This is a genomic window from Prauserella alba (assembly GCF_024171735.1).
Classification (GTDB): Bacteria; Actinomycetota; Actinomycetes; order Mycobacteriales; family Pseudonocardiaceae; genus Prauserella; species Prauserella alba.
This window is the reverse complement of record NZ_JAMTCH010000003.1, coordinates 1,922,898-1,936,325: the sequence shown is the minus strand read 5'-3', so window position 1 is coordinate 1,936,325 and position 13,428 is coordinate 1,922,898. Positions and strand designations below refer to the sequence as shown.

Below are 13,428 nucleotides of genomic sequence, written 5' to 3'. Positions count from 1 at the left end.
AGCCGTGACTCCGACGATGACCGCGGCCGAGCGGCGGGCCCGCCTGGCGCGGCGGCATGCCCTGAGTGAGCCCGCGGGCAGCGTCGCGGCCGTGGCCGACGGCCTGGTCGCGCTGCACGCCACGGACCCGGCGACCGTGTATCTGTCCGCGGCGGCGCGGCTCGCCGGGCCGGGCACCGGTGGTCACGCCACCGCCGACGCGGTGGACGCCACCGACGCCATCAACGCCGTCGATGCAGCGGACGCCGCCGACACGGCCGACGCCGTCGACGCGGTGGATCGCGCGTTGTACGAGGAGCGTTCGGTACTGCGGATGCTCGGGATGCGCCGCACGATGTTCGTCGTCGGCCGCGGGGTGGCGCCGCTGGTGCAGGCCGGATGTGCCGTCGACATCGAACGCACGCAGCGGAGGCTGCTGTTACGGCACCTCGAACAGACCGGTGTGCCGGACCTCGAACGCTGGTTGGCCGACGTCGAGGGGGCCACCGTCGCGGCCCTCCGGGCGCGGGGTACGGCGCGGGCGGCCCAGCTGGCCGAGGACGAACCCCGCCTGCGCACGGAGATCGTCATGGCGGCGGGCAAGCCCTACGAATCGACCGGTTACATCACCAACCGCGTGCTCTTCCTGCTGGCGGCCGCCGGTCGCATCGTGCGCGGCAGGCCGGGCGGATCGTGGCTGTCGACGCAGTACGAATGGTCGCCGGTCGAGGACTGGTTGCCCGGCGGCATCCCGGCGGCCGACCCGGAGGAGGCGCGCGGTGCGTTGCTGGGCCGCTATCTGCACGCCTACGGGCCCGCGCGGGAGGCCGACATCCGATGGTGGACCGGGTGGACGGCCGCGCAGGTCCGCCGCGCGCTGTCGGCCGTCGGCGCCGCGACGGTGGACGTCGACGGCGCGCCCGCGTTCGTGGCCGCCGACGACGTCGAACCCGCACCCGATCCGCGCCCGTGGGCCGCGCTCCTGCCCGCACTCGATCCGACGCCGATGGGGTGGACGGACCGCGACTGGTTCGTCGGGCCGCACCGCTCGGCGCTGTTCGACCGCAGTGGCAACATCGGCCCCACGATCTGGTGCGACGGCCGCATCGTCGGCGGCTGGGCCCACCGGCGTGGCGACGGGTCGGCCGGGGGTGAGGTGGTGACACGGCTGCTGGAGGACGTCGGCGCCGAACGGGCGGCGCTGGTGGCCACCGAGGCCGAACGGCTCACGCGGCTGCTGCGTGGCCGGCTGCCCGACGCGGTGGTCGTGCCGCGATTCCGGACGCCGCTGGAACGGGAGTTGAGCGCGTGAACGGCGACTTCTGTCCCGTCGGGGTGGCCGGGCGAGGTGACCCGGGCGATCTTGAACGATTTCTGCAAGGTTCAAGGTGCGCGACGTCTCGCACGGGGTATCCGGGTATGGCCTGGTCGCCACGCTAGGGTGTGGTCGTCCCAAGGATGTGCAAGCCGGCCTTCGAGCCGGGTCGAGAACACTGTGAGGAGAGAGCAGACGTGACGGTTCGCGTAGGCGTCAACGGCTTCGGCCGGATCGGCCGCAACTTCTTCCGTGCCGCGGCGGCCAGCGGCCACGACATCGAGGTCGTCGCCTTCAACGATCTCGGTGACGTCTCCACGATGGCCCACCTGCTCAAGTACGACAGCGTGCTCGGCCGTTACCCGGAAGAGGTCACCACGTCCGACGAGGGCATCGTCGTGGGAGGCAAGACCATCAAGGCGCTCGCCGAGCGCGACCCGGCGAAGCTGCCGTGGGGCGAGCTGGGCGTCGACGTGGTCGTCGAGTCCACCGGGTTCTTCACCAACGCCGACGACGCGAAGGCCCACATCGCGGGCGGCGCCAAGAAGGTCCTCGTGTCCGCTCCGGCCAAGGGCGAGGACCTGACGGTCGTGCTGGGCGTCAACGACGACCAGTACGACGGTTCGCAGACGATCATCTCGAACGCGTCCTGCACCACCAACTGCCTCGGTCCGCTCGCCAAGGTGCTGAACGACAACTTCGGCATCGAAGAGGGCCTGATGACGACGGTGCACGCCTACACGGCGGACCAGAACCTGCAGGACGGCCCGCACAAGGACCTGCGCCGCGCCCGCGCCGCCGCGCTGAACATCGTGCCGACCGGCACCGGCGCAGCCAAGGCCATCGGCCTCGTCCTGCCGGAGCTGAACGGCAAGCTCGACGGTTACGCGCTGCGGGTGCCGGTGCCGACCGGCTCGTCGACGGACCTCACGGTCACGCTGTCGAAGAGCGCGAGCGTCGAGGCCATCAACGACGCCTACAAGGCCGCGGCCGAGGGCCCGCTGCAGGGCATCCTGCGCTACAGCGAGGAGCCCATCGTCTCCTCGGACATCGTCACCGACCCGGCGTCGTGCATCTACGACGCGCCGCTGACCAAGGTGATCGGCAATCAGGTCAAGGTCGTCGGCTGGTACGACAACGAGTGGGGTTACTCCAACCGCCTCGCGGACGCCGTGAAGCTCGTCGGCTCGAAGCTGTCCTGAGCCATGGCGGTCAAGTCCCTCGACGATCTGCTGTCCAGTGGGGGAGTCGCCGGGCGGTACGTGCTGGTCCGGTCGGACCTGAACGTGCCGCTCGACGGCGCCACCATCACCGATGACGGCCGGGTCCGCGCCGCACTGCCGACCATCCGCCGCCTCGCCGAGGCGGGTGCGCGGGTGGTCGTCACGGCACACCTGGGCAGGCCGAAGGGTGCGCCCGACGACGCGTACTCGTTGCGGCCCGTCGCCGCGCGGCTGGGCGAGCTGCTCGGCAGCGACGTCCCGCTGGCCGGTGACGTCGTCGGGCGCGAGGCCCGTGACGTCACGGCGAGTCTGGCCGACGGTCAGGTCGCCATGCTGGAGAACGTCCGCTTCGACCCACGGGAGACGAGCAAGGACGCCGACGAGCGTGGCGCCTTGGCCCGGGAGTTCGTCTCGCTGGTGGGTTCCGACGCCGCGTTCGTCTCCGACGGTTTCGGCGTGGTGCACCGCAAACAGGCCTCCGTGTACGACATCGCCCGTGAGCTGCCCGCCTACGCCGGCGGTCTCGTGCTGTCCGAGCTCGAGGTGCTGCGCACGCTGACCGGCGACCCGCAGCGGCCGTACGCCGTCGTGCTCGGCGGCTCGAAGGTGTCCGACAAGCTCGCGGTCATCGAGGCGCTGCTGCCGAAGGTCGACCGGCTGCTGGTCGGCGGCGGCATGTGCTTCACGTTCCTGGCCGCACAGGGCCAGGGCGTGGGCAGCTCGCTGCTGGAAGCCGAGATGGTCGACGTGTGCAAGCGGCTGCTGGACGAGGCGGGCGACAAGCTCGTACTGCCGGTCGACGTGGTCGCCGCCGACGCGTTCTCCGCCGACGCCGCGACCCGTACGGTGGCGGCCGGCGAGATCGAGGACGGCTGGATGGGTCTCGACATCGGCCCGGAGTCGGTGCGTCAGTTCGCCGACGCCGTCGGCTCGGCGAAGACGGTGTTCTGGAACGGCCCGATGGGCGTGTTCGAGATGGAGCCGTTCGCGGGCGGCACCCGCGGCGTCGCGCAGGCCATCGCCGACGGCGACGCCTTCAGCGTCGTCGGCGGCGGCGACTCGGCGGCCGCGGTGCGGCTGCTGGGGCTGCCCGAGGACGGGTTCTCGCACATCTCCACCGGCGGTGGAGCCTCGCTGGAGTACCTGGAGGGCAAGGACCTGCCCGGCGTGGCCGTCCTGAGCGAGTGACACGCGGAACCCGACGCATGCTGATGCGTGCCGAGGGCGCCGTGGCCGCACGGTCCGGTGCCCTCGGCACGGTTGCATCCCCATTCCACTGGTGGTCCACCCCAACACCCCATCGACCCCTGGAGGTGCAGGTATGACGACGCGCAAGCCGCTCGTCGCCGGCAACTGGAAGATGAACCTCAACCACCTCGAGGCCATCGCCCTGGTGCAGAAGATCGCCTTCTCCTTGCCGGAGAAGTACTACTCCAAGGTCGACGTGGCGGTCATCCCGCCGTTCACCGACATCCGCAGCGTGCAGACGCTCGTCGACGGCGACAAGCTGTTGCTCACCTACGGGGCCCAGGACGTGTCGCAGCACGCGTCCGGTGCCTACACCGGCGAGGTGTCGGCGTCGATGCTCGCCAAGCTCGGCTGCACCTACGTGGTGGTCGGGCACTCGGAGCGGCGGGAACACCACGACGAGACCGACGAGGTGGTCGGCAAGAAGGTGCGAGCTGCGCTGAAGAACGACCTGACGCCGATCCTGTGCGTCGGCGAGGCCCTTGAGGTCCGGGAGGCCGGTGATCACATCTCCCACACGACCACCCAGCTCATCGAAGCCCTCAAGGGTCTGAAGACCGAGCAGGTGGCCGACGTCGTGGTGGCGTACGAGCCGGTGTGGGCGATCGGCACGGGCCGGGTCGCGACGCCGGCCGACGCGGAGGAGGTGTGCGCCGCCCTCCGCAGCGCGTTGACCGAGAAGTACGGTGCCGACCTCGCCGCCGGGGTGCGCGTCCTCTACGGTGGTTCGGTGAAGTCGGGCAACATCGCCGAACTCGTCGCCTGTGAGAACGTGGACGGTGCGCTCGTCGGCGGTGCCAGCCTCGACGGCGACGAATTCACGAAACTCTGCGCGATGGCCGCCGGAGGCCCGCTACCCTGACCGCGTGTGGCACCCGCTACTCTGGGTGCCTTCGCCGCCCGCAGTAGACAGAGGATGACATGCAACTGTTCCTGCAAATCTTGTTGGTCGTGACCAGCGTTCTGCTGATCATCGCGGTGTTGCTGCACCGTGGCCGCGGTGGGGGGCTGTCGTCCTTGTTCGGTGGCGGGATGCAGGCCAGCCTGGCCGGCTCGAGCCGGGCCGAGTCGAACCTGGACAAGGTCACGATCGGGCTCGCCGCGGTCTGGCTCATCGCCATCGTCGGACTCGGCCTGCTCCTCAAACTCTGATCGGTCGCGTGCGTAGCGCACGCCGGGTTACTGGTGGGTGAGGTTTGATGGTTGGCGGTAACGCGATCCGGGGGACGCGTATCGGCGCGGCCGGTCCGTCGAGCGAATCCGAGCGTGGCGAGACCGCGCCGCGGAGCGTCGTGTCGTACTGGTGCGCCAACGGGCACGAGTCGCGGCTGTCGTTCGCGCTCGACGCCGAGATCCCGGACGAATGGGACTGTCCGAAGTGCGGCCTGCCGGGTGGGCAGGACGTGCAGAACCCGCCGTCGGCGGGCCGGACGGAGCCGTTCAAGTCGCATCTGGAGTACGTGAAGGAACGGCGCAGCGACGAGGAGGGCGAAGCGCTCCTCGAAGAAGCACTGGAGAAGCTGCGTCAGCGCCGCGGCAGGGCGTGACCCGGCCTCGGGGGCAGAACTCGATACCGGCGGCGGCCTCGATACCGGTCGCGGCGCCGACGCGGCCCGCGTGCGACACCGGGGAGGCTGAAACGGCCGCGAGGCCGGTAGTCATGCGTTCGCCGGCGACGGAATCCCGTCGCCGGCGAACGCATGTGTCACGGACCGCATGCGTCCCCACGTCCCCCGGCCCGGTGACCACGTATCGAGTCACCGACCTGCCCGTTTCGTAGTTGTGCCCGCCGTGTCGTTGCGCCCGCCGTGTCGTTGTGCCCGCCGTGTCGGGGACGGGGCAGCGGGAGGAAGCCGCGAGGCGCGGCTACGAAGCTGCGGACGCCTCCACTGGCTCGTTATCACCCACCGGAGCGACGGGGTAGCGGGCGGTGACGCAGAACCCGCCGTCGGCTGTCGGTGCCGACTCGACGGTGCCGCCGAGCATCCTGGCGCGCTCGGCCAGCCCCGTCAGTCCGAACCCACCCGAGGGCAGCGGACCGCTGTCGGCGGCCCTCGCGGGCGGATCGTTGCGGACCTCCACCAGTAGCGCTTCGTCGTCGGCCGACACCTTCACCAGGGTCGTCGCTCCCGGGGCGTGCTTGCGCACGTTGGTGAGCGATTCCTGCACCGTCCGGTAGGCGGCCGCCGACACCCGGTCAGGCACACCCGCGGGAAGCGTGTCGAGTTCGAGTTTCACCGGTACCTGACAACCGTGCACGAGGTCGGGGATCTCGCAGACCTTCGGCGACTGCTCGTCCTCGGCCGATCCCGACCGGAGGAGGCCGACCAGGCCGCGCAGCTCTTCGAGTGTGTGCGTGCTCAGCTCCCGGATCGTGCGTGCGGTCCGCTCCGCATCGCCGCCCGGTGCGGCCGCGGTGAGTACACCGGCCTGCATCGCGATGAGCGTGATGTTGTGTGACACCACGTCGTGCATCTCCCTGGCCAGCCGGGTGCGTTCCTCGGTTCGGACCATCTCGGCGTGCAGTTTGCGCTCGCGGTCCCGGCTCGCGGCCAGTTCGGCCAGGCGCGTGGCGAGTTGTTGCCGGGCGCCGATGAGCAGCCCGATCGCCAGCGGCATACCGGCGACGACCGTGCTGTAGATGATGTCGAGCGCGTGGAGTTGCCAGCTCAGGGCGACGAACTCGTCCAGCGGCCACAGGATGAAGCGGCACATCCAGACGACCCAGGCGCCGACCCAGACCTGCCAATGGGTCTGTTTGCGAGTGGCCAGGAACCCGAGCGCCATCATGGCGGCGACCTGCGCCCAACCCGCCATGAACCCGGGCGCGGCGAGCAGCAGCACGGTGAAGGGGAACCAGCGGCGCAGCAGGAGTGCACCGCAGCTGAGTGCCGACAGATACACCGAGTAGGTCGGTGCGTCGTCGGGAACGACGAGCCACACGTCCAGAACGGCGATCAGGAACACCGAGGCGTCGATGACGGTGCTCCGGACCGCGGTGCGGCTCCACAAGGTTGACAGCGAATTCTTGATGGCGGAGAACGCGAGGCGTACGCGGTGTGCCACGGAGCGCGGGCCCTGAAGCGAGACGTCAGGGAGAAACGTTCCCTCTGTGGTCATGGTCGAGACCTCTCGTCTTGTGGACCTCACCATGAGAGAACATCCTGCCCCGCAGTGTCTCCCTATTCGAGAAAAAGTGTGCGGATGTTAACGCAACGCGCATAAGTTTTTTGTGTGACGCCACCTGGGCGTGCAGGCGGCCTCACGCCTGCGGGTGGTTTTCCTGTACGCGCTGTGACCAGGGAAGTTCCGCCGCGGCCTCGGTGTCGAGCAACCACAGCGTCCTGGCGGTTCCCCGGGCGCCCGCGACCGGAAGCTCGACCTCACCCACGCCGCGGTGCGCCGCAGCGACCGCGTCCGCCTTCGCGGCCCCGGCGGTCACCAGCCACACCTCGGTGGCCCGCCGGATCGCAGGGAACGTCAGTGACACCCGGGTCGGTGGCGGTTTCGGGCAGTCCCGCACCGCGACCACGGACCGCTCGGCCTCGTGTGCAGCGGGGGTGTCCGGGAAGATCGACGCGGTGTGCCCCTCGCCGCCGAGGCCGAGGAGCATCACGTCGAACGCCGGGACGTCACCAGCCGTGGCCACCGTCGCTGTCGCCGTCGCCTCCGCCGCCGTGGCCAGAGCCTGCGCGTAGGCCGCCGCGGCGGCGTCCGGATCGTCCCCGAACTCGCCGTCGGAGGGTGCCATCGCGTGCACCCGCGCGGGGTCGACCGGCACGTGGTCGAGCAGCGCCTCACGAGCCTGTTTCTCGTTGCGCTCGGGGTCGCCGGCCGGGACGAACCGTTCGTCACCCCAGAACACGTCGAGCCGTGACCAGTCGACCGCGTCCCTGGCGGGGGAGCGGCGCATCTGCTCCAGGATCGCGATACCCGTGCCGCCACCGGTGAGGACCACCGACGCCGAACCACGGGCCGCCTGCGCATCGGTGAGTGCCGTGATCAGCCGCGCGGCCGTGGCCGCGGCCAGCACGGCGGCATCGGAATGCACGACGACGTCGCCTGCCTGCGAGGCGGAGGTGCTCATGCCCGGTCCTTCCCGGTGTCGGTGGCCGAAGCCTGGGACGTCTTCGAGGTCTTCGGCGTCGTGGAGGTCTTCGGTGACGTGGAGCCGGTCGACGTCCGCGATCGGGTCGAGGACGTGCCCCTGGCCGACGATCCGCCGGTCTTCGACGAGGCCCTGGACTTCGATGCCGTCTTCGAACCGGTCGCCTTCGACGCCGTGCTCTTCGAAGCCGATGTGCTCTTGGCCGATGTGCTCTTCGCCGAGGACTTCGCCGAGGACTTCGTCGAGGACGCCGTCCCGGTGCCTTGCTTCGCCGCGGTGCTGCCCGAGGCGGAACTCCGGCTCCGGGCGCCCGACAACTTCGCCAGACCCCGCAGCGACGCCTCGTACACGGCGTCCGAGTCGAGCCGCCGCAGCTCTTCGATCAGGCAGTCCCGGTTGTCCCGACGGTGCAGGGCCACCTTGCGCATCGGCTGGCCCGGCTGCGTGAGCGTGCCGGTACGCCCGTCGGGACGCTCGATCGAGACCGGGCCCGACGGACGATCCAACGTGACGGACACGATTCCCTGCGCGCTCGAGGTCTTGTTCCGCTTGACCGGCACGTCGAGATACTCGGCCAGCCAGCCCGCGAGCAGTTCCGTCGACGGCGAATCCGCCTCCCCGGTCACCGTCGCGCCCGTCACCTGCTCGTACGGCGGCAGGTCGAGCGCCCCGGCCAGCTGCGCCCGCCAATGCGTCAAGCGCGTCCAGGCCAGGTCGGTGTCGCCGTCGGTGTACGCCTTGGAGCGGGCCAGCAGCGACCGGATGGGGTTCTTGTCCGCAGCCGAGTCGGTGATCCGGCGCTGCGCCAGCTTGCCCAGCGGGTCCTTCATCGGCGACTTGGGACCGTTGCTCGGCCACCACGTGACGATCGGTGCGTCCGGCAACAGCAGCGGCACCACCGCACTCTGGCCCTGACTCGCCAGCGGACCGTACAACCGGAGCACCACGACCTCGCTCGCGCCGGCGTCGCCGCCCACCCGGATCTGACCGTCGATGCGCGGCGCCGCCGTGCGGACACCTTTCGCCACGACGATCACGCGGGACGGATGCTCCCGGCTCGCCTCGTTGGCCGCGTCGATCGCGTCCTCGAGCTGCTCGTCGTCCTCGGCGACGATCACGAGCGTCAGCACTCGGCCCAGCGCCACCGCGCCGCCCCGTTCCCGCAGCTCGACCATTTTCTTGTTCAACTGCGACGTCGTCGTCGACGGCAGATCGATGATCACGGGCGCCTCCAGTGTTTTGCGGGACGCCCGCACCCGGACGGCACCCCGCGATCGGGGGCTGCGCAAGGGTGGATCACGGGCGCCTCCAGTTGCGGCCGGTGCGCTCGAGGACGTGGTCCGCCGACGGCGGTCCCCAGCTGCCCGGCGCGTAAAGCTCGGGACTGCCCCGCTCCGCCCAGTGCTCGAGGATCGGATCGAGGATCTTCCACGACAGCTCGACCTCTTCGTTCACCGGGAACAGCGACGGTTCGCCCAGCAGCACGTCCAGGATCAGCCGCTCGTAGGCCTCCGGGGAGCTCTCGGTGAACGAATGGCCGTAGCCGAAGTCCATCGTGACGTCGCGGACCTCCATGGTCGTGCCCGGCACCTTCGACCCGAACCGCATCGTCACGCCCTCGTCCGGCTGCACCCGGATCACGAGTGCGTTCTCACCGAGCTCCTCGGTCGAGGTCGAGTCGAACGGCAGGTGCGGTGCCCGCTTGAACACCACGGCGATCTCCGTCACGCGCCTGCCCAGCCGTTTGCCGGTGCGCAGGTAGAACGGCACGCCCGCCCACCGGCGGTTCTGAACCTCCAGCGTCACGGCGGCGTAGGTCTCGGTGGTCGACTCCTTGCGGAACCCGGCCTCCTGGGCCAGCCCCGGCACCTTCTTGCCGCCCTGCCAGCCGCCCGAGTACTGCCCGGCCGCGGTCGTCTCGTCGAACGGGCCGACCGGTTTCGTCGCACCCAGCACCTTGACCTTCTCGGCCCGCAGCGCGCCCGGTTCGAACGAGACCGGTTCCTCCATCGCCGTGAGCGCGAGCAGCTGCAGCAGGTGGTTCTGGATCACGTCGCGTGCCGCGCCGATGCCGTCGTAGTACGCCGCACGCCCGCCGAGGCCGATGTCCTCGGCCATCGTGATCTGCACGTGGTCGACGTAGTGGGCGTTCCACAGCGGTTCGAACAGCTGGTTCGCGAACCGCAGCGCCATGATGTTCTGCACCGTCTCCTTGCCGAGATAGTGGTCGATGCGGAACACCGACTCCTCGGGGAAGACGTGGTTCACCACGGAGTTGAGCTCCTGGGCACTGGCGAGGTCGTGGCCGAACGGCTTCTCGATCACGACGCGGCGCCAGGTGTCCTCGTCGCAGTCGGCCAGCCCGCTCCGGGAGAGCTGCTTGGTCACGATCGGGAACGCCCACGGCGGGATCGACAGGTAGAACGCCGTGTTGCCGCCCGTGCCGCGTTCGGCGTCCAGGTCGTGCACCGTCTGCGCCAACCGGTCGAAGGCGTCGTCGTCGTCGAACGTGCCCTGCACGAACCGGATGCCTTCCGCGAGCCGGTTCCACACCGACTCGCGGAACGGCGTCCGCGCGTGCTCGGCCACGGCGTCGTGGACGACCTCACCGAAGTCCTGGTTCTCCCATTCGCGGCGGGCGAACCCGATGAGGGAGAACCCCGGAGGCAGCAACCCGCGATGGGCCAGGTCGTAGATCGCGGGCATGAGCTTCTTGCGGGACAGATCGCCCGTGACGCCGAAGATCACCAGACTGGACGGCCCGGCGATACGGGGGAGGCGTTTGTCTCTGGGGTCGCGGAGCGGATTGGTCCAGCTACGCGTCATCGATCGAGCTCCTGTACGGCACGCATGACTTCCGCCAGACCCGCCGCCCGGTCGGTCAGGTGCAGCCGCAGCACCGGTCTGCCGTGGTCGGCCAGCACCTGGCCGTCACCGAGCGCCTGAGCCAGCTGGAGCGTGCCCAACGTGTACGGCCGGTCGGGGACCTGCAGATCCTCCTCGGAGGCACCGGTGATCTGCAGGAACACCCCGTTCTGATGGCCGCCCTTGTGGTATTGGCCCGTGGAGTGGAGGAACCGCGGGCCCCAGCCGAACGTGGTCTGCGTACCGGCGCGCTTGGCGATCTCCGACCGCAGCAACGCCGCTGACGCATCGTCCAGCCGGTCGAGGTAGGCCTGCACGGAGAGGTAGCCGCCGTCGGGCACCGTGTCGGTGAACTCCCGCAGCATGTCGGCCAGCGAGCCTTCGGCGCTCGTGCCGGTGGAGGCGTAGACCTCCACCGCGCCCGACACCGCAGCGGGGGCCGAGGTGGCGTGCAGCGCGTCCGGGTCGTCGAGCAGCGAACGGGCGGCCTTCTTGGCGGCCTCGACGTCGGGCTGGTCGAACGGGTCGATCCCGAGCAGCCTGCCCGCGACCGCGACGGCCCACTCCCACAGCAGGAACTGCGCCCCGAGTGGGCCGTCCGCTGCGATGCGTGCACCGTCGCCCGCCGGGCCGATCGCCACGGGAGTGGCGTCGGCGCCCGCGTCGCCGAACCCGGGGGCGTCCGGGCCTTCGACGACGACCGGCAACAACCCCGTGCCCTGCTTGCCCGTCGACTCGGCGATGAGCTGTTCGGCCCAGTCGCCGAACCCGGTGATACCCGATCCGGTGTCGGCGAGCACCAGCTTCTCGGCACCGCCCTCGTGGGCCGCGCCGAACGCTGCCGCGAGCCGCAGCGCCGGGTTCTCCGACGTGTCGGCGGCCACGGTGTCGGCGACCAGTGCCGCCTGGTCGAGCAGCCGCGCGACGTCCGCACCGGCCAGGCCCGCTGGTACGAGGCCGAACGCCGTCAGCGCCGAGTACCGGCCGCCCACGTGCGGATCGGCGAGGAACACCTTGCGGCACTGGTCCAGTTCCGCCAGCGGCGACCCCGGATCGGTCACCACGACGATGTGCCGTGCCGGGTCGAGACCCTCCTCCGCGAAGGCGGCCGCGAACACCCGTCGGTGGCTGTCGGTCTCGACGGTCGTGCCCGACTTCGACGACACCACGAGCACCGTGCGGTCCAGGTCGCCGGCGAGCGCGTCGGCGACCTGAGCGGGATCGGTGGTGTCGAGCACCGTGAGCGGCACGCCCGCCGTGGCGGTGATGACCTCCGGTGCGAGCGACGAACCGCCCATCCCCGCCAACACCACGCGGTCCACGCCCTCCGAGCGCAGATCGTTGCGCAGGGCTTCGATCTCACCGATCAGCGGACGCGAACTGCGGTGCAGCGCGGTCCACGACAGCCGGATCGACGCCTCGGACTCGGCGTCCGAACCCCACAGCGTGGCGTCCTGGGCGGCGAGTTTGCTCGCCACCCCGTCGGCCACGAGCTTGTCGAGCAGCGGTGCCGCAGCGGCCTCGAGTGCGGGATCGACGGTGATCCCGATCTGTTGAGCGCCCATCTCCGCGTCTCAGCCCTTCGCCTTCTCGAGCTGGCCCGACACGGTGTCGAGCAGCTCGCCCCACGACTTGTCGAACTTCTCCACGCCCTCGTTCTCGAGCGTGAGAAAGACGTCGGTGATGTCGATGCCCGCTGCGGAGAGCTCGTCGAACACCGCCTGGGCCTGTTCGGCCGTGCCCGACACCGTGTCGCCGGTGACGTTCGCGTGGTCGGCCGAGGCCTCCAGCGTCGACTCCGGCATCGTGTTGACCGTGCCGGCGACGACGAGCCCGTCGACGTAGCGCGTGTCGGAGTAGTCCGGGTTCTTCACACCGGTGGAGGCCCACAGCGGCCGCTGCGGGTTGGCGCCCGCGGCCTCGAGCGCCCGCCACCGCTCGGAGGAGAACAGCTCCTCGTAGGCGGCGTAAGCGAGCCGGGCGTTGGCGATGGCGGCCCGGCCGCGGAGGCCGAGTGCCTCGTCGGTGCCGATGGCCTCGAGGCGTTTGTCGATCTCGCTGTCCACACGGGACACGAAGAACGAGGCGACCGACTGGATGGCCGACAGGTCGTGACCGTTGGCCTTCGCCTGCTCCAGGCCGGCGAAGTAGGCGTCGATCACGGCGCGGTAGCGCTCGACCGAGAAGATCAGCGTGACGTTGACGCTGATGCCCTGGGCGAGCGTCTTCGTGATGGCGGGCAGCCCCTCCTCGGTGGCAGGGATCTTCACCAGCACGTTCGGCCGGTCGACCGTCTTCCACAGGTCGGCCGCCTCGGCGACGGTCTTGTCGGTGTCGCGCGCCAGACCCGGGTCGACCTCGATCGACACGCGGCCGTCGACGCCGCCGGTCTCGGCGTACACGTCGCGGAACACGTCCGCGGCGTTGCGCACGTCGGTGGTCGTCAGCTCACGCACGGTCGCGTGCACATCGGCGCCGCGGGCCGCGAGCTCGCGCACCTGCTCGTCGTAGGCCTCACCGTCGGCCAGCGCACCCGCGAAGATCGTCGGGTTGGTCGTGACGCCCACGACGTGCTTGTCGCGGATCAGCTCGGCCAGGTTGCCGGAGTTGATTCGGTCGCGGGACAGGTCGTCGAGCCAGATCGACACGCCGGCCTGGGACAGAGCCGCGAGGTTGGTGCTCATCAGATG

General features: G+C 70.3%; 12 protein-coding genes. 6 read left to right on the top strand and 6 right to left on the bottom strand.

Annotation, left to right across the window (positions count from 1 at the left end):
- The first annotated feature begins 4 nt into the window (after window positions 1–4).
- From LY12_RS08880 to LY12_RS08855, 6 genes are all read left to right on the top strand, one after another.
- Window positions 5–1,291, top strand: coding sequence for a winged helix DNA-binding domain-containing protein (locus LY12_RS08880; protein WP_372493466.1), 1,287 nt, complete (start codon window positions 5–7; stop codon window positions 1,289–1,291).
- A gap of 200 nt (window positions 1,292–1,491) precedes the next feature.
- On the top strand, window positions 1,492–2,496 hold the full coding sequence (gene gap, locus LY12_RS08875; protein WP_253854724.1) for a type I glyceraldehyde-3-phosphate dehydrogenase: 1,005 nt from the start codon (window positions 1,492–1,494) through the stop codon (window positions 2,494–2,496).
- Window positions 2,497–2,499: 3 nt separating this feature from the next.
- On the top strand, window positions 2,500–3,705 hold the full coding sequence (locus tag LY12_RS08870; protein WP_253854722.1) for a phosphoglycerate kinase: 1,206 nt from the start codon (window positions 2,500–2,502) through the stop codon (window positions 3,703–3,705).
- A 133-nt stretch (window positions 3,706–3,838) separates the two neighbouring features.
- Window positions 3,839–4,627: a triose-phosphate isomerase gene (gene tpiA, locus LY12_RS08865; protein WP_253854720.1), complete on the top strand. Its 789-nt coding sequence runs from the start codon at window positions 3,839–3,841 to the stop codon at window positions 4,625–4,627.
- 59 nt (window positions 4,628–4,686) lie between these two features.
- Window positions 4,687–4,917, top strand: a complete 231-nt coding sequence (gene secG / locus LY12_RS08860; protein WP_253854718.1) for a preprotein translocase subunit SecG — start codon at window positions 4,687–4,689, stop codon at window positions 4,915–4,917.
- A 47-nt stretch (window positions 4,918–4,964) separates the two neighbouring features.
- Complete coding sequence (locus LY12_RS08855) at window positions 4,965–5,312, top strand: RNA polymerase-binding protein RbpA (RefSeq protein ID WP_183651390.1); 348 nt, start codon at window positions 4,965–4,967, stop codon at window positions 5,310–5,312.
- A 319-nt stretch (window positions 5,313–5,631) separates the two neighbouring features.
- Here the strand turns inward: LY12_RS08855 and LY12_RS08850 are convergent, their stop codons facing one another.
- The 6 genes from LY12_RS08850 to tal form a co-directional block, all read right to left on the bottom strand.
- Window positions 5,632–6,885: a sensor histidine kinase gene (locus LY12_RS08850; protein ID WP_253854716.1), complete on the bottom strand. Its 1,254-nt coding sequence runs from the start codon at window positions 6,883–6,885 to the stop codon at window positions 5,632–5,634.
- Between the two features lie 142 nt (window positions 6,886–7,027).
- Window positions 7,028–7,852 (bottom strand): 6-phosphogluconolactonase, encoded by an 825-nt coding sequence (gene pgl / locus LY12_RS08845; RefSeq protein ID WP_253854714.1) that lies wholly within the window; start codon window positions 7,850–7,852, stop codon window positions 7,028–7,030.
- Window positions 7,849–9,096 carry a glucose-6-phosphate dehydrogenase assembly protein OpcA gene (opcA, locus tag LY12_RS08840; protein WP_253854711.1) on the bottom strand — a complete coding sequence of 416 codons (1,248 nt, stop codon included), beginning with the start codon at window positions 9,094–9,096 and terminating at the stop codon, window positions 7,849–7,851. The genes pgl and opcA overlap by 4 nt, the downstream gene beginning before the upstream one ends.
- A gap of 73 nt (window positions 9,097–9,169) precedes the next feature.
- Complete coding sequence (gene zwf, locus LY12_RS08835; protein ID WP_253854709.1) at window positions 9,170–10,699, bottom strand: glucose-6-phosphate dehydrogenase; 1,530 nt, start codon at window positions 10,697–10,699, stop codon at window positions 9,170–9,172.
- Window positions 10,696–12,303, bottom strand: a complete 1,608-nt coding sequence (locus tag LY12_RS08830; protein WP_253854706.1) for a phosphoglucose isomerase-related protein — start codon at window positions 12,301–12,303, stop codon at window positions 10,696–10,698. The genes zwf and LY12_RS08830 overlap by 4 nt, the downstream gene beginning before the upstream one ends.
- Window positions 12,304–12,312: 9 nt before the next feature.
- Window positions 12,313–13,422 (bottom strand): transaldolase, encoded by a 1,110-nt coding sequence (tal, locus tag LY12_RS08825; protein ID WP_253854704.1) that lies wholly within the window; start codon window positions 13,420–13,422, stop codon window positions 12,313–12,315.
- Between the last annotated feature and the right edge of the window lie 6 nt (window positions 13,423–13,428).

What these genes read in the sequence shown, in the direction of transcription:
- LY12_RS08870 (WP_253854722.1), top strand. Translation starts at nt 2,500, where the DNA reads ATGGCGGTCAAGTCCCTCGACGATCTGCTGTCCAGTGGGGGAGTCGCC.
- tal (WP_253854704.1), bottom strand. Translation starts at nt 13,422, where the DNA reads ATGAGCACCAACCTCGCGGCTCTGTCCCAGGCCGGCGTGTCGATCTGG.
- LY12_RS08830 (WP_253854706.1), bottom strand. Translation starts at nt 12,303, where the DNA reads ATGGGCGCTCAACAGATCGGGATCACCGTCGATCCCGCACTCGAGGCC.
- zwf (WP_253854709.1), bottom strand. Translation starts at nt 10,699, where the DNA reads ATGACGCGTAGCTGGACCAATCCGCTCCGCGACCCCAGAGACAAACGC.
- LY12_RS08850 (WP_253854716.1), bottom strand. Translation starts at nt 6,885, where the DNA reads ATGACCACAGAGGGAACGTTTCTCCCTGACGTCTCGCTTCAGGGCCCG.
- LY12_RS08855 (WP_183651390.1), top strand. Translation starts at nt 4,965, where the DNA reads ATGGTTGGCGGTAACGCGATCCGGGGGACGCGTATCGGCGCGGCCGGT.
- secG (WP_253854718.1), top strand. Translation starts at nt 4,687, where the DNA reads ATGCAACTGTTCCTGCAAATCTTGTTGGTCGTGACCAGCGTTCTGCTG.
- tpiA (WP_253854720.1), top strand. Translation starts at nt 3,839, where the DNA reads ATGACGACGCGCAAGCCGCTCGTCGCCGGCAACTGGAAGATGAACCTC.
- pgl (WP_253854714.1), bottom strand. Translation starts at nt 7,852, where the DNA reads ATGAGCACCTCCGCCTCGCAGGCAGGCGACGTCGTCGTGCATTCCGAT.